At 54.2% G+C, this 26,480-nt stretch carries 24 protein-coding genes; 13 read left to right on the top strand and 11 right to left on the bottom strand.

From position 1 onward, the window contains the following. Positions 1-311: 311 nt before the first annotated feature. From glmU to phoU, 7 genes are all read left to right on the top strand, one after another. A complete protein-coding gene (gene glmU, locus OGX81_RS14635; protein WP_058668322.1) occupies positions 312-1,682 on the top strand; it encodes a bifunctional UDP-N-acetylglucosamine diphosphorylase/glucosamine-1-phosphate N-acetyltransferase GlmU in 1,371 nt (456 codons plus the stop codon). Between the two features lie 241 nt (positions 1,683-1,923). Further along, entirely contained in the window at positions 1,924-3,753 is a 1,830-nt protein-coding gene (glmS, locus tag OGX81_RS14630) for a glutamine--fructose-6-phosphate transaminase (isomerizing) (protein WP_012000825.1), read from the top strand. 319 nt (positions 3,754-4,072) lie between these two features. After that, positions 4,073-5,113 carry a phosphate ABC transporter substrate-binding protein PstS gene (pstS, locus tag OGX81_RS14625; RefSeq protein WP_024130085.1) on the top strand — a complete coding sequence of 347 codons (1,041 nt, stop codon included), beginning with the start codon at positions 4,073-4,075 and terminating at the stop codon, positions 5,111-5,113. A gap of 144 nt (positions 5,114-5,257) precedes the next feature. After that, complete coding sequence (pstC, locus tag OGX81_RS14620) at positions 5,258-6,217, top strand: phosphate ABC transporter permease PstC (protein ID WP_012000823.1); 960 nt, start codon at positions 5,258-5,260, stop codon at positions 6,215-6,217. Further along, positions 6,217-7,107, top strand: a complete 891-nt coding sequence (gene pstA, locus OGX81_RS14615; RefSeq protein ID WP_012000822.1) for a phosphate ABC transporter permease PstA — start codon at positions 6,217-6,219, stop codon at positions 7,105-7,107. Before pstC ends, pstA begins: the two co-directional genes overlap by 1 nt. 110 nt (positions 7,108-7,217) lie before the next feature. Next, a complete protein-coding gene (pstB, locus tag OGX81_RS14610) occupies positions 7,218-7,991 on the top strand; it encodes a phosphate ABC transporter ATP-binding protein PstB (protein ID WP_012000821.1) in 774 nt (257 codons plus the stop codon). Positions 7,992-8,004: 13 nt separating this feature from the next. Further along, a complete protein-coding gene (phoU, locus tag OGX81_RS14605; protein ID WP_012000820.1) occupies positions 8,005-8,730 on the top strand; it encodes a phosphate signaling complex protein PhoU in 726 nt (241 codons plus the stop codon). A 121-nt stretch (positions 8,731-8,851) separates the two neighbouring features. Here the strand turns inward: phoU and yieH are convergent, their stop codons facing one another. After that, complete coding sequence (yieH, locus tag OGX81_RS14600) at positions 8,852-9,517, bottom strand: 6-phosphogluconate phosphatase (RefSeq protein ID WP_104867975.1); 666 nt, start codon at positions 9,515-9,517, stop codon at positions 8,852-8,854. Positions 9,518-9,681: 164 nt separating this feature from the next. On the opposite strand from yieH, the gene adeP reads away from it, so the two are divergent. Next, positions 9,682-11,019 (top strand): adenine permease AdeP, encoded by a 1,338-nt coding sequence (adeP, locus tag OGX81_RS14595; RefSeq protein ID WP_012000818.1) that lies wholly within the window; start codon positions 9,682-9,684, stop codon positions 11,017-11,019. A gap of 125 nt (positions 11,020-11,144) precedes the next feature. On the opposite strand, the gene OGX81_RS14590 is transcribed toward adeP, so the two are convergent. From OGX81_RS14590 to OGX81_RS22140, 10 genes are all read right to left on the bottom strand, one after another. Then, positions 11,145-11,711, bottom strand: a complete 567-nt coding sequence (locus OGX81_RS14590) for an NADPH-dependent FMN reductase (RefSeq protein ID WP_012000816.1) — start codon at positions 11,709-11,711, stop codon at positions 11,145-11,147. A gap of 40 nt (positions 11,712-11,751) precedes the next feature. Further along, the gene (locus tag OGX81_RS14585; RefSeq protein WP_024130084.1) at positions 11,752-12,504 is read right to left on the bottom strand and encodes a 4'-phosphopantetheinyl transferase family protein; all 753 of its coding nucleotides are present in this window, start codon (positions 12,502-12,504) and stop codon (positions 11,752-11,754) included. 147 nt (positions 12,505-12,651) lie between these two features. Further along, positions 12,652-13,611 carry an HTH-type transcriptional regulator YidZ gene (yidZ, locus tag OGX81_RS14580; RefSeq protein ID WP_012000814.1) on the bottom strand — a complete coding sequence of 320 codons (960 nt, stop codon included), beginning with the start codon at positions 13,609-13,611 and terminating at the stop codon, positions 12,652-12,654. Next, positions 13,580-14,752, bottom strand: a complete 1,173-nt coding sequence (locus tag OGX81_RS14575) for an MFS transporter (protein ID WP_104867976.1) — start codon at positions 14,750-14,752, stop codon at positions 13,580-13,582. The genes yidZ and OGX81_RS14575 overlap by 32 nt, the downstream gene beginning before the upstream one ends. A gap of 180 nt (positions 14,753-14,932) precedes the next feature. Continuing rightward, the gene (gene mnmE, locus OGX81_RS14570; protein ID WP_104869094.1) at positions 14,933-16,297 is read right to left on the bottom strand and encodes a tRNA uridine-5-carboxymethylaminomethyl(34) synthesis GTPase MnmE; all 1,365 of its coding nucleotides are present in this window, start codon (positions 16,295-16,297) and stop codon (positions 14,933-14,935) included. Between the two features lie 101 nt (positions 16,298-16,398). Beyond that, on the bottom strand, positions 16,399-18,045 hold the full coding sequence (gene yidC, locus OGX81_RS14565; protein ID WP_012000810.1) for a membrane protein insertase YidC: 1,647 nt from the start codon (positions 18,043-18,045) through the stop codon (positions 16,399-16,401). 2 nt (positions 18,046-18,047) lie between these two features. Further along, positions 18,048-18,305, bottom strand: coding sequence for a membrane protein insertion efficiency factor YidD (yidD, locus tag OGX81_RS14560; protein WP_001307474.1), 258 nt, complete (start codon positions 18,303-18,305; stop codon positions 18,048-18,050). Continuing rightward, positions 18,269-18,628, bottom strand: coding sequence for a ribonuclease P protein component (rnpA, locus tag OGX81_RS14555; RefSeq protein WP_012000809.1), 360 nt, complete (start codon positions 18,626-18,628; stop codon positions 18,269-18,271). Before rnpA ends, yidD begins: the two co-directional genes overlap by 37 nt. Before the next feature lie 17 nt (positions 18,629-18,645). Further along, positions 18,646-18,786, bottom strand: coding sequence for a 50S ribosomal protein L34 (gene rpmH / locus OGX81_RS14550; RefSeq protein ID WP_000831330.1), 141 nt, complete (start codon positions 18,784-18,786; stop codon positions 18,646-18,648). 228 nt (positions 18,787-19,014) lie between these two features. Next, positions 19,015-19,095, bottom strand: a complete 81-nt coding sequence (locus OGX81_RS22140; protein WP_422854069.1) for a hypothetical protein — start codon at positions 19,093-19,095, stop codon at positions 19,015-19,017. Between the two features lie 299 nt (positions 19,096-19,394). Between OGX81_RS22140 and dnaA the strand changes: the two genes are divergently transcribed. The 5 genes from dnaA to yidA all read left to right on the top strand — a co-directional run bounded on the left by dnaA (position 19,395) and on the right by yidA (position 26,446). Further along, positions 19,395-20,798 (top strand): chromosomal replication initiator protein DnaA, encoded by a 1,404-nt coding sequence (dnaA, locus tag OGX81_RS14545; RefSeq protein ID WP_060815936.1) that lies wholly within the window; start codon positions 19,395-19,397, stop codon positions 20,796-20,798. A gap of 4 nt (positions 20,799-20,802) precedes the next feature. Continuing rightward, positions 20,803-21,903, top strand: coding sequence for a DNA polymerase III subunit beta (dnaN, locus tag OGX81_RS14540; RefSeq protein WP_012000806.1), 1,101 nt, complete (start codon positions 20,803-20,805; stop codon positions 21,901-21,903). Then, on the top strand, positions 21,903-22,976 hold the full coding sequence (recF, locus tag OGX81_RS14535; RefSeq protein WP_012000805.1) for a DNA replication/repair protein RecF: 1,074 nt from the start codon (positions 21,903-21,905) through the stop codon (positions 22,974-22,976). Before dnaN ends, recF begins: the two co-directional genes overlap by 1 nt. 28 nt (positions 22,977-23,004) lie before the next feature. Continuing rightward, a complete protein-coding gene (gene gyrB, locus OGX81_RS14530) occupies positions 23,005-25,419 on the top strand; it encodes a DNA topoisomerase (ATP-hydrolyzing) subunit B (RefSeq protein ID WP_012000804.1) in 2,415 nt (804 codons plus the stop codon). A gap of 214 nt (positions 25,420-25,633) precedes the next feature. Then, positions 25,634-26,446: a sugar-phosphatase gene (gene yidA / locus OGX81_RS14525; protein ID WP_012000803.1), complete on the top strand. Its 813-nt coding sequence runs from the start codon at positions 25,634-25,636 to the stop codon at positions 26,444-26,446. Positions 26,447-26,480: the final 34 nt, after the last annotated feature.

Genomic DNA, 26,480 nt, shown 5'->3' with positions numbered 1-26,480 from the left:
ACCGGCTTGAAAGCATAAAAACCAGTCTGAAATCAGGCTGGTTTTTTTTTGCCTGAATGTTATTCCGTGCTGTTTCATCTTTATTCATGGGTCAAAAAAATAGCAAAAACATTAACCTAAGCCTTTAATGAAAGGTAAGTCTGACTTTTCTGAAGACAAAAGGCAGGGCGATGAACGAAAATATCCCATTAACAAGCGGTGAAAACCCCGCGTTGAGCGTTTTCTCTTCTACCCATTTCACGATGAAAAAAATGTAGTATTTTCAATGTGAAACGGTATAAATTCGTTCTCAAATTACAGTCAGGACGCGTATGTTGAATAGTGCTATGAGCGTAGTGATCCTTGCCGCAGGCAAAGGCACGCGTATGTATTCCGATCTTCCTAAAGTGCTGCATACCCTTGCGGGAAAAGCGATGGTTCAGCATGTCATTGATGCCGCTAATGAATTAGGCGCATCTCAGGTGCATCTGGTCTATGGTCACGGCGGCGATCTGCTTAAAAACACCCTTAAAAATGACAACCTGAACTGGGTTTTGCAGGCAGAGCAGCTGGGGACGGGTCATGCGATGCAGCAGGCGGCGCCGTTCTTTAGCGATGACGAAGACATTTTAATGCTCTATGGCGATGTGCCGCTGATCTCTGTGGAAACCTTACAGCGTCTGCGTGACGCCAAACCGCAGGGCGGCATTGGTTTATTAACCGTGAAGCTGGACGATCCGAGCGGTTACGGTCGTATTACGCGTGAGAACGGTAAAGTGACCGGCATCGTTGAGCATAAAGATGCCACCGACGAACAGCGTCAGATCCAGGAAATCAATACCGGTATCCTGATCGCTAATGGTGCGGACATGAAGCGCTGGCTGGCGAAACTGACCAACAATAATGCTCAGGGTGAATATTACATTACCGACATCATTGCGCTGGCGTATCAGGAAGGCCGCGAAATCGCTGCTGTACACCCGGATCGTTTAAGCGAAGTGGAAGGCGTAAACAACCGTCTGCAACTCTCTCGTCTGGAACGCGTTTATCAGTCCGAGCAGGCCGAAAAGCTGCTGCTGGCCGGTGTGATGCTGCGCGATCCCGCGCGTTTTGACCTGCGCGGCGCTCTCACCCACGGGCGCGATGTTGAAATTGATACTAACGTTATCATCGAAGGCAACGTCACGCTGGGTCACCGCGTGAAGATTGGCGCGGGTTGCGTTATTAAAAACAGCGTAATTGGCGATGACTGTGACATCAGCCCGTACAGCGTGGTGGAAGATGCGCACCTGGAAGCGGCCTGTACTATTGGTCCGTTTGCCCGTCTGCGCCCCGGCGCGGAACTGCGGGAAGGCGCTCATGTCGGCAACTTCGTTGAAATGAAAAAAGCGCGTCTGGGGAAAGGTTCGAAAGCGGGCCACCTGAGCTATCTGGGTGATGCGGAAATTGGCGACAACGTGAATATCGGCGCGGGCACCATTACCTGCAACTACGATGGCGCAAATAAATTCAAAACGATTATTGGCGATGATGTGTTTGTCGGTTCCGATACTCAGCTGGTGGCGCCAGTTACCGTGGGTAAAGGTGCGACCATCGCCGCCGGCACAACCGTTACCCGCAATGTCGCGGATAACGAACTGGTGTTAAGCCGCGTGCCGCAGGTGCATAAGCAAGGCTGGCAGCGTCCGGTGAAGAAGAAGTAAGTTTTTTTGCCGGATGGCGGCTTTGCCTTATCCGGCCTACGTTCGATGACGTTCTGTAGGCCGGATAAGCGTAAGCGCCATCCGGCAGATGAGGGATGAGGCGATAAAGATATATCGCTCGCCCAAAAGCAGTACCTATAAAAATAACCCCACTCTCTACAAGGCTCGGGGCGCCCGGAATACGGGTATTAACAGGTCAGCGACAACGACAGGCTTAATGCCAAAATCGGAATTAAATACTATGTGTGGAATTGTTGGCGCTATCGCGCAACGTGATGTAGCTGAAATCCTTCTCGAAGGTTTACGTCGTCTGGAATACCGTGGTTATGACTCTGCCGGTCTGGCCGTGGTTGATGCGGAAGGTCACATGACCCGTCTGCGTCGCCTTGGTAAAGTACAGATGCTGGCCCAGGCAGCGGAAGACCATCCTCTGTCTGGCGGCACCGGGATTGCTCACACCCGCTGGGCGACCCACGGCGAACCTTCGGAAGCAAACGCGCATCCGCATGTTTCTGACCACATTGTGGTGGTGCATAACGGCATCATCGAAAACCATGAACCACTGCGTGAAGAACTGAAAGCGCGTGGTTATACCTTCGTTTCTGAGACCGACACCGAAGTGATTGCTCACTTAGTACACTGGGAGCTGGAACAGGGCGGGACGCTGCGTGAAGCGGTTATGCGTGCGATTCCGCAACTGCGCGGCGCGTACGGCACGGTAATCATGGATACCCGTCACCCGGATACGCTGCTGGCGGCGCGCTCTGGCAGCCCGCTGGTTATCGGTCTGGGTATGGGCGAAAACTTTATCGCTTCCGACCAGCTGGCACTGCTGCCGGTAACCCGTCGCTTCATCTTCCTGGAAGAAGGCGATATTGCGGAAGTGACCCGTCGTTCGGTCTCCATTTTCGATAAATCCGGCGCGGAAGTGAAACGTCAGGATATCGAATCCAGTCTGCAATATGATGCGGGCGATAAAGGTATTTACCGTCACTACATGCAGAAAGAGATCTACGAACAGCCGAATGCGATTAAAAATACGCTGACCGGGCGTATCAGCCACGGTGAAGTGGATTTAAGCGAGCTGGGGCCAAAAGCGAACGAACTGCTGTCTCAGGTTGAACATATTCAGATTATCGCCTGCGGCACGTCGTATAACTCCGGTATGGTCTCTCGCTACTGGTTTGAATCGCTGGCCGGTATTCCGTGCGACGTCGAAATCGCCTCTGAATTCCGCTATCGCAAATCCGCCGTGCGTCGTAACAGCCTGATGATCACTCTGTCTCAGTCTGGCGAAACGGCGGATACCCTTGCCGGTCTGCGCCTGTCGAAAGAGCTGGGCTATCTGGGTTCTCTCGCCATCTGTAACGTTCCGGGTTCTTCCCTGGTGCGTGAATCCGATCTGGCGATGATGACCAACGCCGGGACGGAAATCGGCGTGGCCTCCACCAAAGCGTTTACCACTCAGCTGACCGTTCTGCTGATGCTGGTGGCGAAGCTGGCGCGTCTGAAAGGTCTGGATGCGTCTATCGAGCACGATATTGTTCACGGTTTGCAGGCGCTGCCGAGCCGTATCGAACAGATGCTGTCTCAGGACAAGCGTATCGAAGCGCTGGCGGAAGATTTCTCTGACAAACACCATGCCCTGTTCCTGGGCCGTGGCGATCAGTATCCGATCGCGCTGGAAGGCGCGCTGAAGCTGAAAGAGATCTCTTATATTCACGCAGAAGCGTATGCGGCAGGTGAGCTGAAACACGGCCCGCTGGCGCTGATCGACGCAGATATGCCGGTTATCGTGGTGGCGCCGAACAACGAACTGCTGGAAAAACTGAAATCCAACATCGAAGAAGTCCGCGCCCGTGGCGGCCAGCTGTACGTCTTCGCCGACCAGGATGCCGGTTTTGTCAGCAGCGACAACATGCACATCATTGAGATGCCGCATGTGGAAGAGGTGATTGCACCGATCTTCTACACCGTTCCACTGCAACTGCTGGCGTATCACGTTGCGCTGATCAAAGGCACCGATGTGGACCAGCCGCGTAACCTGGCGAAATCTGTTACCGTTGAGTAATCGTGACGATGCCCTGCGAAAGCGGGGCATTTTTTTCTGCGCTGTTCTGTTTTTAATCAATTCTCCCGTCGTTTTAATGTGACAAACCGTCATCTTCAGCTACTGTTTTCAGTGTCATAAAAAGAAAATTTTCATGAAATCGCATTGTCATGAAGTGAATTAACTGATTGTTTATAAATTGTTTTTTCTGTGATTTATTTCATCAGTTTTCGTTGTCATAAAACTGTCATATTTCGTACATTTAACTGTCACCTGTTTGTCCTATTTTGCTCATCGTAGCCACTTAACAATGATTTACGAAAATCTTGCAGGAGACATTATGAAAGTCATGCGTACCACTGTCGCAACTGTTGTCGCCGCGACCTTATCCATGAGCGCGTTCTCTGCTTTCGCAGCAGCGAGCCTGACAGGTGCAGGTGCAACTTTCCCTGCGCCGGTGTATGCCAAATGGGCTGATACCTATCAGAAAGAGACCGGTAGCAAAGTAAACTACCAGGGTATCGGCTCCTCCGGTGGTGTAAAACAAATTACGGCTAACACCGTTGATTTCGGTGCATCCGACGCTCCGCTGTCTGACGAAAAACTGGAGCAGGAAGGTCTGTTCCAGTTCCCGACCGTCATTGGCGGCGTAGTGCTGGCGGTGAATATCCCGGGTCTGAAGTCTGGCGAACTGGTGCTGGATGGGAAAACCCTGGGTGACATCTACCTGGGTAAAATTAAGAAGTGGGATGATGAAGCCATCACCAAACTGAATCCGGGTCTGAAACTGCCTTCTCAGAACATCGCCGTTGTGCGTCGTGCAGATGGTTCCGGCACCTCCTTCGTTTTCACCAGCTACCTGGCGAAAGTGAACGAAGAGTGGAAATCTAAAGTCGGCGCTGGCTCTACCGTTAACTGGCCGACCGGTCTGGGCGGTAAAGGTAACGACGGTATTGCCGCATTCGTACAGCGTCTGCCGGGCTCTATCGGCTATGTTGAATACGCTTATGCGAAGCAGAACAACCTGGCTTACACCAAACTGATTTCAGCGGATGGTAAACCCGTAAGCCCGACCGAAGAGAGCTTTGCTAACGCCGCGAAAGGCGCTGACTGGAGCACCTCTTTCGCTCAGGATCTGACGAACCAGCAAGGTGACGATGCGTGGCCAATCACTTCCACCACCTTCATCCTGGTCCACAAAGAGCAGAAGAAACCTGAGCAGGGCGCTGAAGTGCTGAAGTTCTTCGACTGGGCGTACAAAAATGGCGGCAAACAGGCGAATGACCTGGATTACGCCAGCCTGCCGGACAGCGTTGTTGAGCAGGTTCGTGCAGCATGGAAGACTAATGTGAAGGATAGCAGCGGTAAAGCGCTGTACTAATAGAATATCTTTAACGAACTGGCGGATGGCGCTACGCTTATCCGCCCTACAGTTCCGACTGTAGGCCCGATTTGTAGGCCGGATAAGCGTAGCGCCATCCGGCATGGGCAACTTCGTAAACGCGTTTAATGGAAAGAGTAATTTATGGCTGCAACCAAGCCTGCTTTTAACCCGCCGGGTAAAAAGGGTGACATGATATTCAGCGCGCTGGTAAAACTGGCTGCGCTGATTGTGCTATTGATGTTGGGTGGCATTATTGTCTCGCTGATTATCTCCTCCTGGCCAAGCATTGAGAAGTTTGGCTTCTCGTTTCTGTGGACTAAAGAGTGGGATGCGCCAAACGATATCTACGGCGCACTGGTTCCCATTTATGGCACGCTGGTTACCTCGTTTATCGCTCTGCTGATCGCCGTTCCGGTGAGCTTCGGTATTGCCCTGTTTCTGACGGAACTGGCGCCGGGCTGGCTGCGTCGCCCGCTGGGCATCGCCATCGAACTGCTGGCGGCTATCCCCAGTATCGTCTACGGCATGTGGGGCCTGTTTATCTTCGCGCCGCTGTTTGCTACCTGGTTCCAGGAACCGGTCGGGAATATTCTTTCCAACATTCCGTTTGTTGGCGCACTGTTCTCTGGCCCGGCATTTGGTATCGGTATTCTGGCGGCGGGCGTTATTCTCGCCATTATGATCATTCCTTACATCGCGGCAGTTATGCGCGATGTCTTCGAACAAACCCCGGTGATGATGAAAGAGTCGGCCTACGGCATCGGCTGCACCACCTGGGAAGTTATCTGGCGTATCGTCCTTCCGTTCACCAAAAATGGGGTGATCGGCGGCGTTATGCTGGGGCTGGGTCGTGCGCTGGGAGAAACCATGGCGGTGACCTTTATCATCGGTAACACCTACCAGCTCGACAGCGTTTCGCTGTACATGCCGGGCAACAGTATTACCTCTGCGCTGGCGAACGAATTTGCCGAAGCGGAGTCTGGTCTGCACGTTGCCGCGTTGATGGAACTGGGTCTGATTCTGTTTGTGATTACCTTCATTGTGCTGGCGATTTCTAAGCTGATGATTATGCGTCTGGCGAAGAATGAGGGGGCACGCTAATGGCTACGCTTGAAATGCAAACGACCGCAGAACTGGCGGAATCCCGCCGTAAAATGCAGGCTAAGCGCCGCACGAGAAACCGCATCGCATTGACGCTCTCAATGGCGACGATGGCGTTTGGGCTGTTCTGGCTCATCTGGATCCTGATGTCCACCATTACGCGTGGTTTCGACGGCATGTCGCTGGCGCTGTTTACCGAAATGACGCCGCCGCCGAATACCGCTGGCGGTGGTCTGGCGAACGCCCTGGCGGGGAGCGGACTGTTAATTTTGTGGGCGACGGTATTTGGTACGCCGCTTGGCATCATGGCGGGGATCTACCTGGCGGAATATGGTCGTAAATCCTGGCTTGCGGAAGTGATCCGTTTCATTAACGACATCCTGCTTTCCGCGCCGTCTATCGTGGTCGGTCTGTTTGTTTACACCATCGTGGTGGCGCAAATGGAGCACTTCTCCGGTTGGGCGGGCGTGATTGCGCTAGCGCTGCTACAGGTGCCTATCGTCATTCGTACCACAGAGAACATGCTGAAACTGGTGCCGGATAGCCTGCGTGAAGCGGCTTATGCGCTGGGGACGCCGAAATGGAAAATGATCTCGGCGATTACCCTGAAAGCCTCTATTTCTGGGATCATCACCGGCGTACTGCTGGCGGTTGCCCGTATTGCGGGTGAAACCGCGCCGCTGCTCTTTACTGCGCTTTCCAACCAGTTCTGGAGCACCGACATGATGCAGCCTATCGCTAACCTGCCGGTCACTATCTTTAAATTTGCGATGAGTCCGTTCGCGGAGTGGCAGCAACTGGCCTGGGCTGGGGTGTTGATCATTACCCTGTGCGTATTGTTGCTGAATATTCTGGCGCGCATCATTTTTGCGAAGAGTAAACACGGTTAATTTCAGGTGCCGGATGGCGGCGTAAACGCCTTATCTGGCCTACAGATGTGAACAGCGGTTAATTTTTTACGGCGCGGCCAACGGCGACGCCGAATGAGGAAGAGATTGAAATGAGTATGGTTGATACTGCTCCGGGTAAGATTCAGGTTCGTGATTTGAACTTCTACTACGGCAAATTCCATGCCCTGAAGGATATCAACCTGGATATCGCGAAGAACCAGGTCACGGCGTTTATTGGGCCGTCTGGCTGTGGTAAATCCACACTGCTGCGTACCTTTAACAAAATGTATTCGTTGTATCCAGAGCAGCGCGCGGAAGGCGAGATCCTGTTGGATGGCGATAATATCCTCACCAACACCCAGGATATCGCTCTGCTGCGTGCCAAAGTGGGGATGGTGTTCCAGAAGCCGACGCCGTTCCCGATGTCTATCTATGACAACATCGCTTTTGGCGTGCGCCTGTTTGAGAAACTGTCTCGCGCCGATATGGACGAACGCGTTCAGTGGGCGTTGACCAAAGCCGCATTATGGAACGAAACCAAAGATAAATTGCACCAGAGCGGGTACTCTCTCTCGGGTGGTCAGCAGCAGCGTCTGTGCATTGCGCGTGGTATCGCCATTCGCCCGGAAGTTCTGCTGTTGGATGAGCCGTGTTCAGCGCTGGACCCGATTTCCACCGGGCGTATTGAAGAGCTGATCACTGAGCTGAAGCAGGACTACACCGTGGTGATCGTGACGCACAACATGCAGCAGGCTGCGCGTTGTTCCGACCACACGGCGTTTATGTATCTGGGCGAGTTGATTGAGTTCAGCAACACGGACGATCTGTTCACTAAGCCCGCTAAAAAGCAAACCGAAGATTATATTACTGGCCGCTACGGTTGATTTGGAGCTAACCATGGACAACCTAAACCTTAACAAACACATTTCCGGCCAGTTCAACGCAGAACTGGAAAGCATCCGCACCCAGGTGATGACCATGGGCGGCATGGTGGAGCAACAGCTTTCTGATGCGATCACCGCGATGCATAATCAGGATAGCGAACTGGCGAAACGCGTTATTGACGGCGATAAGCACGTCAACATGATGGAAGTGGCGATCGATGAAGCGTGCGTGCGCATCATTGCCAAACGCCAGCCGACAGCGAGCGACCTGCGCCTGGTGATGGCGATCATCAAAACCATCGCTGAACTGGAGCGCATTGGCGACGTGGCGGACAAAATTTGTCGCACCGCGCTGGAGAAATTCTCCCACCAGCACCAGCCGCTACTGGTGAGCCTGGAGTCGCTGGGGCGTCACACCGTACAGATGCTGCATGACGTGCTGGACGCGTTCGCGCGAATGGATATTGACGAAGCGGTGCGTATCTACCGTGAAGATAAGAAAGTTGACCAGGAATACGAAGGTATCGTGCGTCAGCTGATGACCTACATGATGGAAGATTCGCGCACCATTCCAAGTGTGCTGACCGCGCTGTTCTGCGCACGCTCCATTGAGCGCATTGGCGACCGTTGCCAGAATATCTGCGAGTACATCTTCTACTTCGTGAAGGGACAGGATTTCCGCCACGTCGGTGGTGACGAGCTGGATAAACTGCTGGCAGGCAAAGATCCGAAGGAATAAGCGGCTTGTTGCGTTCGCCGGGATCCCCCGGCGTCGCTATTGTAGGCCGGATAAGGCGTTACGCCGCATCCGGCATTCTGCGCCATTCGCCTGATGGCGCTTTGCTTATCAGGCCTACGGTTTAATCGACGATATTCCAACCCCGCGCTTTCCACAATTCCGGCAACTGCGCCAGATCGGTAAACGTCGTCACTTTCGGATGATCGATCGGTTTGTTGTGCGGATCGGCGCAGAAGTAGAACACCTCCATTCCCGCATCGATTCCCGACCGGGCGCCGGCACTGGAATCATCCACCAGAATGCAATTCTCTACGTCAACGTTCATGGCTTTCGCCGCGTGGAACATCAGAGCCGGATCGGGCTTCCAGCGTTGAATGTCATAGCCGCTGAACAATTTTTCTGGAAAATGATGCAACATGCCCAGCTTGCCCAGTGAATGCTGCATTTTGCTGACCGGGCCGTTAGAGACGACGCACATCGGCACCGTCATGCTGTCCAGCAGCGCATTTGCCCCTGCGATCACCTCCAGTTCTGAGTCGAACAGGCGTGCGACCTCGGCGCGGTAAACGGGTTCTAAATCCGCTTTTGCTAACGACACACCCTGCTCCTCGTTAATGATATCGATGATTTCGTAGAGTTTTACGCCTTTAAAGCGTTTGAACACCTCTTCGAGATCGAGCGTGATGCCGAATTCCTGGAACATCGCGACATACGCGCGGGAGCAAATGACTTCACTGTCGACCAGCGTACCGTCGCAGTCGAAAAATACCGCTTGAATCTGGGACATGCTTTCTTTTCTCGCTAGTTTAACGTTTTCGTAATGCCTTATTGTGCGACGCAATCGTTGCCGTATAAGCAAATTCAATGAAAAAAGTGTCTCACAACTGCCCTTATTGTCGCATTTTGGTATAGGATAGCGACGAATTTTCCCTCCTTGTTCGGAAATAGATAATGAGTCAACAACACACCACCCAGACTTCTGGTCAGGGTATGCTGGAACGCGTGTTTAAACTGCGCGAACATGGCACGACGGCACGAACCGAAGTGATCGCCGGTTTTACCACCTTCCTGACGATGGTTTACATCGTTTTTGTTAACCCGCAGATTCTTGGCGTTGCTGGCATGGACACCAGCGCCGTCTTCGTTACCACCTGTCTTATCGCGGCGTTCGGCAGCATTCTGATGGGGCTGTTTGCTAATTTACCGGTCGCGCTGGCGCCGGCTATGGGTCTGAACGCGTTTTTCGCCTTCGTGGTCGTTGGCGCGATGGGGCTGTCCTGGCAGGTTGGTATGGGCGCAATCTTCTGGGGAGCGATCGGCCTGCTGCTGCTGACCATCTTCCGCGTGCGTTACTGGATGATTGCTAACATTCCGGTCAGTCTGCGCGTGGGCATCACCAGCGGTATCGGCCTGTTTATCGGCATGATGGGGCTGAAAAACGCAGGCGTTATCGTCGCGAACCCGGAAACCCTGGTGAGCATCGGTAATCTGACCTCTCACAGCGTACTGCTCGGCGTGCTGGGCTTCTTCATCATCGCTATTCTGGCATCACGTAACATTCATGCCGCCGTGCTGGTCTCTATTATTGTAACGACGCTGCTCGGCTGGATGATGGGTGATGTGCATTACAACGGCATTGTCTCTGCGCCGCCAAGCGTTAGCTCTGTGATCGGGCATGTGGATCTGGCGGGCTCGTTTAACATTGGTCTGGCTGGCGTGATTTTCTCCTTCATGCTGGTGAACCTGTTCGACTCCTCCGGTACGCTGATTGGCGTCACCGACAAAGCCGGTCTGGCTGATGAGAAAGGTAAATTCCCGCGGATGAAGCAGGCGCTGTTCGTCGATAGCGTCTCTTCTGTGACCGGGGCGTTTATCGGAACCTCGTCGGTTACCGCGTATATCGAGTCCTCATCCGGCGTATCCGTCGGCGGGCGCACGGGCCTGACCGCCGTTGTTGTCGGTCTGCTGTTCCTGCTGGTTATCTTCCTGTCGCCGCTGGCGGGAATGGTGCCGGGTTATGCCGCTGCCGGGGCGCTGATCTATGTTGGCGTACTGATGACTTCCAGTCTGGCGCGCGTGAAATGGCAGGACCTTACCGAGTCTGTTCCGGCGTTTATTACTGCCGTGATGATGCCGTTCAGCTTCTCGATTACCGAAGGTATCGCGCTGGGCTTTATCTCTTACTGTGTGATGAAAATCGGCACCGGACGTCTGCGTGAGCTGAGTCCTTGCGTGGTGGTCGTGGCGTTGTTGTTTGTGCTGAAGATTGTGTTTATCGACGCGCACTAATTGCCGCTGATACGGCGCTGCGCGAGGTGTCCTGGCCTGATAAGCGTAGCGTCATCAGGCAAATTTGATAGCCGGATGGCGGTCAAACGCCTTATCCGGCCTGCGGCCCTACGCGCGCGCTATTATCACGCTTTAACGCGCTGAATGTAATCGCCAAATGCGGTTAGCTGGCCGGTAAGATGATCAATCGTGCTTTGATCAACCACTTCCCCGGTTTGCGGGTCAACTTTGTTCTGAATCACGCCGCCCATAAACTCCGGTTTGTTCATTACCATCGCATCAAGGAATACCAGAATCTGGCGCAGATGATACTGACAGCGAGCGCCGCCGATTGCCCCCATTGAGCTGGTCTGGATCAGCACCGGTTTCCCGGCTAACGGCTGTTCTGGCAGGCGGGACAGCCAGTCGATCGCGTTTTTCAGTCCGCCAGGCACCGAGTAGTTGTATTCCGGTGTGACGATGACGACGCCGTCCGCTTTACGGATTTGCTCCGCCAGCGCTTCAACGCTCGCCGGGAACCCCTCTTCCTGCTGCACATCAGCGTCATACAGCGGAATATCGCCAATCGAAGGTAATGCGCTGACCTCCATGCCTGCCGGGGCAATTTTCGGCAGCGTGCGGGCGACCATACCGTTAAATGAACCTTTGCGCAGGCTCCCCAGTAACGTAACAACATTCAACGTTTCGGACATGATTACTCCTTTTCATCATGGCGGCCGGGACAGGGCCGAATCAGCTAAGTGTATAAGATGACTTTGCTGTGGATAATTGAGCGAATCGCATCAGGCGACCGGTAGGTTCATTCGCCCGGGTCTGGATATCGGCCAGGCTTTTCCATCCTTGCTTACTATCAAACTCCCAAACATTCAGTTTTTCAATGGCTGGCGTAACCGCCACCGACCAGACCAGAATATCTTCCGCGTCGCATATTGCCTCCACCTGCGTAACGTGGGCGCATTTCAGGCGGCCTGCGCCGGGAAGGAGCTGGAGTTCACGCGGATCGTCATTCAGTACGTCACCGGTTAGCTTTAGCACGCTCTGGCGTAAGGTGATCAGTTGCGCGCGCGCTTCGTTGGGATCGCTCTGATTGTTGATCCACAGATTTTCGTTGCTGGAGAACGCCGGGCTCTCGGCTGAGAGTGGGCTATGGAAGCCTCGCATGGCTCGCTGTAATTCCATATCCAGGCCGCATTCCCCCTCCGTTGTCAGCGCCACGCCTACCATATTCCCGGCATATGAGATGGAGAACGCAGGCAGATTTTTATCGCGAAAGACAGGCTTCCCTTTGGCCTGAATAGCAATTTCTGGCAGCTCGCTGGTTCCGTAGAGCATAAACATCAGTTCAGCGAGTAAGCCGCGTGAAGCCAAAAAACGTGTCCGGCGGTGAGCGGGAAGGTTTCTGGCTTCGATGTGGCATGGAGAAGGCAGACGGACTGAAATCAGGTGTCCCTCCGTAAGAATCCCTCTGGCAAAATGTGTCGCCATTTTTCGCTCCGTGATTAATGGTCCGTGATTATTACGAGAGTAACATTTACGTAGATTATGGACAGGTTTTACTGGTCAAAAGTTCGACGAAAACAGCGGCGCTTACGCGACTTTTACATTTCTGACGCGGTCGTGGTTAATTTACCGTCAGGAGAGGTGGCTATAGAGCGTTTTGATGGTCTCTTTTAACCAGATAATTTTAGGGTTATGGCTGTTACGTTTATGCCAAAGGAGGGTAAAAGGCACCATCAGCTTTTCTCGCTGGGCGGCGTCAAAAGGGAGAGGACGCGCGACCAACGGTAGCTGGTGGAGCTGGTTATAACGCTGGCAGTAGAGAGGCGCGGTCGCCAGCAGCGAGTGGTTCGGCTGGGCGGCCATAAACAGCGATTGTTCAAACCCCGGTAAACTTAAGGCGATATTGCGTTTGCGGCCCATCTCCTGCAATACATCATCCAGCGCCCAGGTGTCGCTTTGCTCCCAGCAAATGCTGATATGCGGATAGCGTAAAAATGTTTCCAGATTCCACTCTTCTTGTAGCGCCGGGTGATCTTCCCGCAGCCAGACCCAGGGGAGGTCGCTGAACAGGACTTCAAAATCGATAGACAGCGGCAGCAGGCTGAGAAGCTCCCGCGAACGGGGATGGCTCTCCCTTCCGGTAAAGCCGAGATCCACCTCGCCGCGTGTGATGGCATCCAGCGAGTCGTAATCCCAGTTACGCACCTTGATTGTGGCCTGCGGATAGCGCTGATAAATCTGCTGCGACAGAGAATTGAACATGATCATTACCAGCGGCGATTCTGCCGCCAGTTCAAATTTCAGGCCGCGTGGCGATTCGTGATGCGGTTTATCAAGCAGCTGATTGCTCATCTGCATCCAGTCCGCCAGGCTTTGTTCCATATTGACCATCAGCGGCGTCGGCGTCAGCCCCAGCGGCGTGTTCACAAACAGCGGGTCATCAAACCATGTTCGCAGCTTTGACAACGATTTACTCACCGCCGAGGGCGTGACGTTCATCCGCTTCGCCGCTTTGGTGACGCTGCGCTCCTGCATCAGAAGCTGCAAACATAACAACAGATTAAGATCGAGACTGGTGATGGATTTTTTCATAGTGCGCTGCGGGCTGTATGGTCATCAGTAACAGGATACAGACCATGCTACAGCCAATCAGAATCCCGATCAGCATATTCAGGGCGTTAAAGCCAATGACTGCCGCCAGCCATATCCATAGCGATGACCCGCAGACCTGTGCAATGCCGAGTACAGAGCTTGCGACGCCAGCACGCAGTGAGAATGGGCCTAATGCCTGGCTCATCGCCACGCCAAAGCCAACTGAAAAACCCGCGCAGATGAGCGTCAGGCCAAAGAGCGTGACGGCGTGAGAGGATGAGAGGCTGAGTACGATGCCCGCAGCCAGAAACAGCCCTTGCGACGTGAGCATCAGCGTGCGCGGTTTAAATACGCTCAGCGCAAAGGGCGTTGAGAACGACACCACCATGCTGATGCCTGCCGTCAGCGCCATTGTGGTGGCGTATTCACCGCGATCAAAGCCCATCATTTCCATGAGCAACACCGGCGAGGTGTTTACAAATGTGAGGATCACCGACACGCTCAACGTGGTGATCGCCAGACGGCTGAGGAAAAAGCGGTTGAGCAGCGACTCTGCATTTTGCTGAGGGCGCGAGGTCGATGAGCATGTTGCCGGGCGCGTTTCTTTCAGGATAAACACCGAGAGCAGGCATACCGCGATACCCATCGCTATCATCGTGTAAAACAGACTTTGCCACGGGAATTTAAGCATAATCAAATGCCCTAACACTGGCGCTAATACCGGCACAATGCAGGTAATTCCGTTTAATAGCGATAACACCTTTGCCCGGCGGCGATCGTCAAGCGTGTCGCGCAGAATCGCAAACGCCACCACATAACAGCACCCCGCCCCGATGCCCTGAATAAAGCGCCCGGTCAGGAACAGCGACCCGTCCGTTGCTCGTGAGCAAAGCATGGAGGCGATGATGAATATCACCGCGCCCGCTATCGCCACCGGTTTGCGCCCTGACTGGTCTGCAACTTTACCCGCAAACAGCATTGCGGTAGCCATCCCGGCCAGGTATACCGAAAACGCGATGTGCAGCTGCGCCTCGCTGGCGTTCAGATCGGCGGCAATACGGGGTAAACCGACCAGATACATGTCGATACCGGCTGGGTAGAGTAAAACAAGGGCAAAACTACAGATTAGAAAGCGGGTCATAGCGTCCTCACAATAAGCGTGGCGCTAAGAATACGGGGAGCTTTTCAGTGACGCGAGTTGCCATTTGGACAACGGTGATTTCCTGTGAGGAAATTTATTATTGCCGGATGGCGGCTTTGCCTTATCCGGCCTACAGATTTAGTCGGCCCGGTAAGCGTAGCGCCACCGGGCAAAACAACATCACTTGCCAATACAGAAGCTGGAGAAAATACGGCCCAGCAGATCGTCGGAGGTAAACTCGCCGGTGATCTCACTCAGCGCCTGCTGCGCCAGACGCAGCTCCTCCGCCAGCAGTTCGCCAGCCCAGGCGCCAAGCAGCTGTGATTTGCCCTGCTGGAGATGTTCTGCGGCTTCTGCCAGCGCCTGAAGATGGCGACGGCGGGCAAGGAAGCCGCCTTCCATATTGGTGTCAAAGCCCATGCTTTGTTTGAGATGGTTACGCAACACATCCACGCCTTCGCCGGTACGGGCGGAAAGACGGACAAGTGAGTGACCATTCACCTCGCTGATACCCAGCGTCTCGCCAGTGATGTCAGCTTTGTTGCGCACAACGGTGATCGGCAGTTTCGCCGGTAAACGGGCGATAAAGTCCGGCCAGATTTCCGCCGGATCAACGGCATCGGTGGTTGTGCCATCCACCATAAACAGCACGCGGTCGGCCTGTTCTATCTCCTGCCAGGCGCGCTCAATCCCAATACGTTCCACTTCATCGCTGGCATCGCGCAGACCGGCGGTATCGATGATGTGCAGCGGCATTCCGTCGATGTGAATATGCTCGCGCAGCACGTCGCGGGTGGTGCCAGCGATATCGGTGACAATGGCGGCCTCACGGCCCGCCAGGGCGTTCAGCAGGCTCGATTTCCCGGCGTTAGGGCGTCCGGCAATGACCACCTTCATCCCTTCACGCAGCAGGCTGCCCTGACGCGCTTCGGCGCGTACCGCATCGAGATCGGCGATCACGCCGTTGAGCTGGGCTTCAATTTTGCCGTCGGAGAGAAAGTCGATCTCCTCGTCCGGGAAGTCAATGGCCGCTTCCACATAGATGCGCAGGTGAGTAAGTGCTTCCACAAGATGATTTACACGCGCGGAAAATGCCCCCTGTAGCGAGTTCAGCGCCGAGCGTGCCGCCTGCTCGGAACTGGCGTCGATCAGGTCGGCAATCGCTTCTGCCTGGGCTAAGTCGAGCTTGTCATTGAGGAACGCGCGCTCGGAGAACTCGCCCGGTCTGGCAATGCGCAGGCCGGGGAGCGTCAGAATACGTTTTAACAGCAGGTCGAGAATGACCGGGCCGCCATGCCCTTGCAGTTCCAGTACGTCTTCACCAGTGAACGAGTTCGGGCCGGGAAACCACAGCGCGATCCCCTGATCCAGCGCCGTGTCATCGGCATCTTTAAACGGCAGGTAATCGGCGTAACGCGGTTTTGGTAGCTTGCCCAATACGGCTTCGGCCACCTCGCGCGCCTTGAGGCCGGAAATGCGCAGGATACCGACGCCACCGCGTCCCGGTGGGGTAGCCTGGGCGACGATAGTGTCGTTATGGCTCATGATCTTCTCTTTTTTGCTAATAAAAAAGGCGGTCAATTGACCGCCCTGTCATCGCTGTTCTGATTGCCGGGTGGCGCTATGCTTACCCGGCTTACATGGAATCAGGAGCTTTTCTTCTCGCGGCTATGCAGGCCACGTTTCTCCAGACCACGGTAAATCAGCTGCTGCTGGATGATGGTTACCAGGTTGCTGACGATATAGTACAGCACCAGACCTGACGGGAACCACAGGAAGAATACCGTGAAGATGACCGGCATAAAGGTCATGATCTTCTGCTGCATCGGGTCGGTCACGGTAGTCGGAGACATCTTCTGGATGAAGAACATCGTCACGCCCATCAGGATCGGCAGGATGTAGTACGGGTCCTGTGCGGACAAGTCATGGATCCACAGTGCGAACGGCGCATGACGCAGTTCAATGGAGCCCATCAGCATGTAGTACAACGCCAGGAAGATAGGCATCTGGATGATCAGAGGGAAGCAGCCGCCCAGCGGGTTAACCTTCTCAGCTTTGTACAGGGCCATCATTTCCTGGCTCTGACGCTGTTTGTCATCGCCCAGACGCTCGCGCATAGCCTGAATCTTCGGCTGTAGCATACGCATCTTCGCCATGGAGGTGTACTGCGCTTTCGTCAGCGGGTACATGATGCCACGAACGATAAAGGTGATAACGATGATGGAGAAGCCCCAGTTACCCAGGAAGCTATGAATCCATTTCAGCAGTTTGAACAGCGGCTGAGAGATGAACCACAGCCAACCGTAATCAACGGTCAGATCCAGGTGCGGTGCAACGGCCGCCATTTTATCCTGAATTTCCGGGCCAACCCACAGGGTGCTGGTCATTGCGCCAGTCTGACCCGGCTGTACCAGAACCGGCTGAGATTTATAGCCGATAGCGGCAATGCCGTTACCCAGATTAGCGGTATAGAAGTTATTGGTGCCGTCGTTACGCGGAATCCATGCCGTTGCGAAGTACTGCTGCAACATGGCGACCCAACCGCCGTTGGAGCTGACGTTCAGGTTTTCGTTATCGGCAATAGTGTCGAATTTGTATTTTTCGTACTTCTCATCCGGCGTGGAGTACGCCGCGCCACGGAAGGTATGCAGTGCAAAGTTGCTGCTACCGGTGTCGCGATGAGACGGCAGATTGATGGATTGCTTCAACTGACCAAAGGTGGAGATCTCCAGCGGTTTCTCACCGGCGTTCTGCACGCTGTAGTTGACGTTGACCGCATATTCACCGCGTTTGAGGACAAACGTTTTGGTGAAGGTGTTGCCAGCGGCGTCAGTCCAGGTCATCGGAACATGCAGTTCGTTCTGGCCATCCGCGAGGACAAACGTGTCGTTATCGACGCTGTACAGCGGACGCGGGCCGTTAGCTGGGTTATCCGGGCCATCACGACCGGTCAGGCCGCTTTGCGCCTGGTAGATAAACTGCGGAGTCGTTTCCAGCAACTGGAACGGTTCTTTAGAACCCAGCTCTTTCGGGTAAGTTGGCAGCAAGGCCTGCTCAACATCACCGCCACGGGTGTTGATGGTCAGATCAAGCACGTCGGTCTTAACCGTAATCAGTTTCCCCTGGCCACTGGCCGGTACGCCCTGGTCGGCGGCGCTACCCGCTGCGGTGGTCGTTGTCTGCGTGGTCTGTTGGGTCTGAGGCTGCGGATTTTTATCCTGCTCCCAGGCTTGCCAGATCATGAAAGACACGAACAGCAAAGCGATGACTAAAAGATTGCGTTGCGAATCCATCGTTAGTGTTCTCTGGTATCAAATGGTCCGGGCGGGACGGGATCGTCACCACCAGGGTGTAAAGGGTGGCATTTTAATACGCGTTTCACCGTCAACCAACTGCCTTTTATCACTCCAAACCTGCGCAATGCCTCAATTCCGTAGCTTGAGCAGGTTGGCGTGAAACGGCAATGCGGCCCAAGCAGCGGACTGATCAGGCGTTGATAGACCCGTATAAGGGCTATCAGGACCCGCGAGCCAGGCGACAGTGGCGGCGCCATAATTTTTCCAACGCTTCCGAGAGAGCACGGTTATCGAGGTCGGCAACCCCTTTTTTCGCCACCACCACGAAATCCATTGCAGGGAGTTCATGTTGACGCAGACGGAAGCTTTCACGCGTCAGACGTTTAATCCGATTGCGTTCATGCGCGCGTCGAACGTTTTTCTTGGCGACGGTTAGACCGATGCGGGGATGCCCCAGCGAATTCAGGCGGCCGAGAATGGTGATTTGCGGCGTGCCAGCCCGTTGTGGCTGCTGGAAGACAAATGTGAAATGACTGGGAGTTAACAAACGTAACTCCCTGGGAAATGCGAGCTTAACCACTCAGGGGTTAGCTTTTATTACTTGGAAACGGTCAGACGAGCGCGGCCTTTAGCACGACGACGTGCCAGAACCTGACGACCATTTTTAGTAGCCATACGAGCACGGAAGCCGTGAGAACGGTTGCGCTTCAGTACAGACGGTTGAAAAGTGCGTTTCATGGCGATTTCTACCTAAACTTGAATAAATTCACTGACTTTTGCGTATACCCGAACGATTATCGAACGACTTACGCCTCAGCGTGGGTGATTAAAGAGGCCGGATTGTAATAATTGTACACTCCAGAGTCAATTCTCTTTCCTTAAAACCCTGCGTTTTTCCGCACCTTTTCGCGCGAAAAACAAGCAGCGCTAACGCCGTACGATGGGCATTGTACAACGGGTGGAGGATTATACGGACTGCCGAACAAAGCGCAAGGATCGCACGGGATCTTTATTAGATCGTTTAAGGCGCTTAATGTCTTTACTCATTAATTTTTTCAATATGCGCGCGAAATCGTGCAGCACTTCGCCTGGATCGTTTACACTTACCCGGTTCTGGATCATCCTGTGGATAAATCGGGAAGAATCTGTGAGAAACAGAAGATCTCTTGCTCAGTTTAGGCTATGATCCGCGGTCCTGATCGTTTCAACGGATCCTGATCGGGTAAAATTGCAGATAGCAATTCGCACGTCACCCTTTTATGCACAGGGTCTTTTCGACGTGCGTCAACAATCATGAATGTTTCAGCCTTTGTCATTTATCGACTTTTGTTCGAGTGGAGTCCGCCGTGTCACTTTCGCTTTGGCAGCAGTGTCTTGCCCGATTGCAGGATGAGTTACCAGCCACAGAATTCAGTATGTGGATACGCCCGTTGCAGGCGGAACTGAGCGATAACACGCTGGCTTTGTATGCGCCAAACCGTTTTGTGCTCGATTGGGTAAGAGACAAGTACCTCAATAATATCAATGGACTGCTGAATAATTTCTGCGGAGCGGATGCCCCACAACTGCGTTTTGAGGTCGGGACGAAACCCGTCACTCAAACGCTCAAAACGCCGGTCAACAATGTTGTTGCGCCTGCGCAGGTCGCTCAGGCGCAGCCACAGCGTGCGGCGCCAGCCGCGGCGCGCCCGGGCTGGGATAACGTGCCGGCTCCGGCAGAACCGACCTACCGCTCTAACGTTAACGTGAAACACACGTTTGATAACTTCGTCGAAGGTAAATCCAACCAACTGGCGCGCGCGGCGGCGCGTCAGGTGGCGGACAACCCCGGCGGCGCCTACAATCCCTTGTTCCTCTACGGCGGCACCGGTCTGGGTAAAACTCACCTGTTGCATGCGGTGGGCAACGGCATTATGGCGCGCAAACCGAATGCGAAAGTGGTGTATATGCACTCCGAGCGCTTTGTGCAGGACATGGTTAAAGCCTTGCAAAACAACGCGATCGAAGAGTTTAAACGCTACTACCGTTCCGTTGACGCACTGCTTATTGATGACATTCAATTCTTCGCCAATAAAGAACGATCCCAGGAAGAGTTTTTCCACACCTTTAACGCCCTGTTAGAAGGTAATCAGCAGATCATTTTGACGTCGGATCGTTATCCAAAAGAGATCAACGGCGTTGAAGATCGTCTGAAATCCCGCTTCGGTTGGGGGTTGACGGTGGCGATCGAACCGCCTGAGCTGGAAACCCGCGTGGCGATCCTGATGAAAAAAGCGGACGAAAATGATATTCGTTTGCCTGGTGAGGTGGCGTTCTTTATTGCCAAGCGACTACGCTCTAACGTGCGTGAGCTGGAAGGGGCGCTGAACCGCGTGATCGCTAACGCTAACTTTACCGGACGCGCTATCACTATCGACTTTGTGCGTGAAGCGCTGCGCGATCTGCTGGCGTTGCAGGAAAAGCTGGTCACCATCGACAATATCCAGAAGACGGTGGCGGAGTATTACAAAATTAAAATCGCGGATCTGCTTTCCAAGCGTCGATCTCGCTCGGTAGCGCGCCCGCGTCAGATGGCTATGGCGCTGGCAAAGGAGCTCACCAACCACAGTCTGCCGGAAATTGGCGACGCGTTTGGTGGACGTGACCACACTACCGTACTTCATGCCTGCCGTAAAATTGAGCAGCTGCGTGAAGAAAGCCATGATATTAAAGAAGATTTCTCAAACTTAATCAGAACATTATCTTCGTGACGCTATGAAATTTACCGTTGAACGTGAACATTTATTAAAACCGCTTCAGCAGGTCAGTGGCCCGCTGGGCGGTCGTCCTACGCTGCCCATTCTCGGTAACCTGCTGTTGCAGGTGGCTGACGGTACGCTGTCGCTGACGGGCACCGATCTTGAAATGGAAATGGTGGCGCGCGTTGCGTTGATTCAACCTCATGAACCAGGCGCAACTACCGTCCCGGCGCGGAAATTCTTTGATATCTGCCGTGGCTTGCCGGAAGGGGCTGAAATTGCCGTCCAGCTGGAAGGCGATCGGATGCTGGTGCGCTCCGGGCGTAGCCGTTTCTCGCTTTCCACGCTGCCTGCCGCCGATTTCCCTAATCTGGATGACTGGCAGAGCGAAGTCGAATTCACCCTGCCGCAGGCAACGATGAAGCGCCTGATTGAAGCCACCCAGTTCTCAATGGCGCATCAGGACGTGCGTTACTACTTAAACGGCATGCTGTTTGAGACTGAAGGTGAAGAGTTGCGTACCGTCGCGACCGACGGTCACCGTCTGGCGGTCTGCTCTATGCCGGTCGGGCAATCTCTGCCTAACCATTCGGTGATTGTGCCGCGTAAAGGCGTGATTGAGCTGATGCGTATGCTCGACGGCGGCGAAACCCCGCTGCGCGTACAGATCGGCAGTAACAACATCCGTGCCCACGTCGGTGATTTTATCTTTACGTCCAAGCTGGTTGATGGTCGTTTCCCGGATTATCGCCGCGTATTGCCGAAGAACCCGGACAAAACGCTGGAAGCGGGTTGCGATATTCTCAAGCAGGCGTTTGCCCGCGCGGCGATTCTCTCCAACGAGAAATTCCGTGGCGTACGCCTGTATGTGAGCGAAAACCAACTCAAAATCACCGCCAACAACCCGGAACAGGAAGAAGCGGAAGAGATTCTGGACGTCACCTACGGCGGTACTGAGATGGAGATCGGCTTTAACGTCAGCTACGTGCTCGATGTGCTAAACGCGCTGAAATGTGAAACCGTGCGTATTCTGCTGACAGACTCCGTTTCCAGCGTACAGATTGAAGATGCGGCGTCTCAAAGTGCTGCGTATGTTGTGATGCCAATGAGACTGTAATGTCGCTCACCCGCCTGTTGATCCGCGACTTTCGCAATATTGAAAATGCGGATCTCGCTTTATCCCCCGGCTTTAACTTCCTGGTTGGCGCAAACGGTAGCGGCAAAACCAGCGTGCTGGAGGCCATCTATACGCTCGGCCACGGCCGGGCGTTTCGCAGTTTGCAGATTGGCCGCGTCATTCGTCATGAGCAGGAGTCGTTTGTCCTCCACGGACGTTTGCAAGGGGAAGAGCGCGAAACCGCTATCGGCCTGACGAAAGACAAGCTGGGCGACAGCAAAGTGCGCATCGACGGCACCGACGGCCACAAAGTGGCGGAGCTGGCGCACCTGATGCCGATGCAGTTGATTACCCCTGAGGGGTTTACTTTACTCAACGGCGGCCCCAAATACAGAAGAGCGTTCCTTGACTGGGGATGCTTTCACAACGAAGTCGGTTTTTTTACCGCCTGGAGCAACCTGAAGCGGTTGCTCAAGCAGCGCAACGCGGCGCTGCGCCAGGTAAGCCGTTATGAACAATTGCGTCCGTGGGATAAGGAGTTGATTCCTCTCGCGGAACAAATCAGTACCTGGCGTGCTGAGTACAGTGCTGGTATTGCGCAGGATATGGCGGATACCTGCCAGCAATTTCTACCGGAGTTCTCCCTCACCTTCTCTTTTCAGCGCGGTTGGGAAAAAGAGACGGATTATGCCGAGGTGCTGGAGCGGAGCTTCGAACGCGATCGCATGTTGACCTACACCGCGCATGGCCCGCACAAAGCGGATTTCCGCATTCGTGCTGACGGTGCGCCGGTGGAAGATACCTTATCGCGTGGGCAGCTTAAACTGCTGATGTGCGCTTTACGACTGGCGCAAGGGGAGTTCCTCACCCGTGAAAGCGGGCGGCGGTGTCTCTACCTGATAGATGATTTTGCCTCTGAACTTGATGATGCGCGTCGCGGGCTGCTGGCCAGCCGCTTGAAAGCGACGCAATCACAGGTCTTTGTCAGCGCAATCAGCGCTGAACACGTTCTGGACATGTCGGACAAAAATTCGAAGATGTTCACCGTGGAAAAGGGTAAAATAACGGATTAACCCAAGATAAATTGAGCGAGAAACGTTGATGTCGAATTCTTATGACTCCTCCAGTATCAAAGTCCTGAAAGGGCTGGATGCGGTGCGTAAGCGCCCGGGTATGTATATCGGCGACACGGATGACGGCACCGGTCTGCACCACATGGTATTCGAGGTGGTAGATAACGCTATCGACGAAGCGCTCGCGGGTCACTGTAAAGACATTATCGTCACCATTCATGCCGATAACTCCGTATCCGTGCAGGATGACGGGCGTGGCATCCCGACCGGTATTCACCCGGAAGAGGGCGTTTCTGCTGCGGAAGTGATCATGACCGTGCTGCACGCGGGCGGTAAATTCGACGATAACTCCTATAAAGTGTCCGGCGGTCTGCACGGCGTGGGTGTTTCCGTGGTTAACGCCCTGTCCCAGAAACTGGAACTGGTTATCCAGCGCGATAACAAAATCCACCGTCAGATCTATGAGCATGGCGTACCGCAGGCGCCGCTGGCGGTGACCGGCGAAACTGACAAAACCGGTACGATGGTGCGTTTCTGGCCGAGCCTGGAAACCTTCACCAACGTCACCGAATTTGAATACGAAATTCTGGCGAAGCGTCTGCGTGAGCTGTCCTTCCTGAACTCCGGCGTCTCTATTCGTCTGAAAGACAAGCGCGACGGTAAAGAAGACCATTTCCACTACGAAGGCGGCATCAAAGCGTTTGTTGAGTACCTCAACAAGAACAAAACGCCGATTCACCCGAATATCTTCTACTTCTCCACCGAAAAAGACGGTATCGGCGTGGAAGTGGCATTGCAGTGGAACGATGGTTTCCAGGAAAACATCTACTGCTTTACCAACAACATTCCGCAGCGTGACGGCGGTACGCACCTTGCAGGCTTCCGTGCGGCGATGACCCGTACCCTGAACGCCTATATGGATAAAGAAGGCTACAGCAAGAAAGCCAAAGTCAGCGCCACCGGTGACGATGCGCGTGAAGGCCTGATTGCCGTGGTTTCCGTGAAGGTGCCGGACCCGAAATTCTCCTCCCAGACCAAAGATAAACTGGTCTCTTCCGAGGTGAAATCGGCGGTGGAACAGCAGATGAACGAGCTGCTGAGCGAATACCTGCTGGAAAACCCGTCCGACGCCAAAATCGTGGTCGGCAAAATTATCGATGCGGCGCGTGCGCGTGAAGCCGCGCGTCGTGCGCGTGAAATGACGCGTCGTAAAGGCGCGCTGGATCTGGCGGGTCTGCCGGGTAAACTGGCGGATTGTCAGGAACGCGACCCGGCGCTGTCTGAACTGTACCTTGTGGAAGGGGACTCCGCGGGCGGCTCTGCTAAACAGGGTCGTAACCGCAAGAACCAGGCGATTCTGCCGCTGAAGGGTAAAATCCTCAACGTGGAGAAAGCGCGCTTCGACAAGATGCTCTCTTCCCAGGAAGTGGCGACGCTGATCACCGCACTGGGCTGCGGCATCGGTCGTGACGAGTACAACCCGGATAAACTGCGCTATCACAGCATCATCATCATGACCGATGCGGACGTCGATGGCTCGCACATCCGTACGCTGCTGTTGACCTTCTTCTATCGTCAGATGCCGGAAATCGTCGAGCGCGGTCACGTCTACATTGCGCAGCCGCCGCTGTACAAAGTGAAGAAAGGCAAGCAGGAACAGTACATTAAAGACGATGAGGCGATGGATCAGTACCAGATCTCCATCGCTCTGGATGGCGCAACGCTGCACACCAATGCCAGCGCACCGGCACTGGCGGGCGAAGCGTTAGAAAAACTGGTTTCTGATTACAACGCGACGCAGAAAATGATTGGCCGCATGGAGCGTCGCTTCCCGAAAGCGCTGCTGAAAGAGCTGGTTTATCAGCCGACGCTGACGGAAGCCGATCTTAGCAACGAACAGGCTGTCACCCGTTGGGTGAACGCGCTGATTACCGAGCTGAACGAGAAAGAGCAGCACGGCAGCCAGTGGAAGTTTGACGTTCGCGAGAACGCCGAACAGCAGCAGTTCGAACCGATTGTTCGCGTGCGTACTCACGGCGTGGATACCGACTATCCGCTGGATCACGAGTTTGTTACCGGCGGCGAATACCGTCGCATCTGCACGCTCGGCGAGAAGCTGCGCGGTCTGATCGAAGACGATGCGTTCATTGAACGCGGCGAGCGCCGTCAGCCGGTTGCGAGCTTCGAGCAGGCGCTGGAGTGGCTGGTGAAAGAGTCCCGTCGTGGCCTGGCGATTCAGCGCTATAAAGGTCTGGGCGAGATGAACCCGGATCAGCTGTGGGAAACCACGATGGACCCGGAAAGCCGTCGTATGCTGCGCGTCACCGTGAAAGATGCGATTGCCGCCGACCAGCTGTTCACTACGCTGATGGGCGATGCCGTTGAACCGCGTCGCGCCTTTATCGAAGAGAACGCCCTGAAAGCGGCAAACATCGATATCTAATCAGCTTGTAGGCCTCTCCTGTAGGCCTGATAAGCGAAGCGCCATCAGGCAGTTCATCAGCCTAAGCTGCCGGATGGCGGCTTAGGCCTTATCCGGCCTACAACCGATCTGCAAAAGGGGAATCCCGGTTCCCCTTTCTATCCCCCTTTTCATTGCTGTTTTTTGAGCGGAATCGCGTTAGCATGAGGACGGACTCATTTAATCCGGGGAACTCATGGCTATCAAACTCATTGCTATCGATATGGATGGCACCCTTTTGCTGCCCGATCACACCATTTCACCTGCGGTAAAAACGGCGATTGCCGCCGCGCGCGCCCGTGGCGTTAACGTGGTGCTGACCACTGGCCGTCCGTATGCGGGTGTCCATAGCTATCTGAAAGAGCTTCACATGGAACAACCCGGCGACTACTGCATCACCTACAATGGCGCGCTGGTGCAGAAAGCGGGCGATGGCAGTACCGTCGCGCAAACGGCGCTGAGCTATGACGATTACCGCTTTCTGGAGAAGTTGTCCCGCGAAGTCGGCTCACACTTCCACGCGCTGGATCGCAACACGCTGTACACCGCAAACCGTGATATCAGCTACTACACCGTACATGAATCCTATGTCGCCACCATTCCGCTGGTGTTCTGTGAAGCGGAGAAAATGGACCCGGCAACGCAGTTCCTGAAAGTGATGATGATTGATGAACCCGTCATCCTTGATCAGGCCATTGCGCGTATTCCGGCGGAAGTAAAAGAGAAATATACTGTGTTAAAAAGTGCGCCGTACTTCCTCGAAATCCTGGATAAACGCGTCAATAAAGGCACTGGCGTGAAGTCGCTGGCCGATGCACTGGGGATCAAGCCGGAAGAAATCATGGCGATTGGCGATCAGGAAAACGACATCGCGATGATCGAATATGCAGGCATGGGTGTGGCGATGGACAACGCGATTCCGTCGGTGAAAGAGGTGGCTAATTTTGTCACCAAATCCAACCTGGAAGACGGTGTGGCATACGCAATTGAGAAATTTGTGCTGAATTAAGTGGCTGGCCTGGATTAATCCGGCAAAACAGACG

This window comes from Citrobacter sp. CK206 (assembly GCF_030333125.1).
GTDB lineage: Bacteria > Pseudomonadota > Gammaproteobacteria > Enterobacterales > Enterobacteriaceae > Citrobacter_B > Citrobacter_B koseri.
The sequence above is the reverse complement of the archived record's forward strand: the minus strand, read 5'-3'. Positions and strand labels throughout refer to the sequence as shown.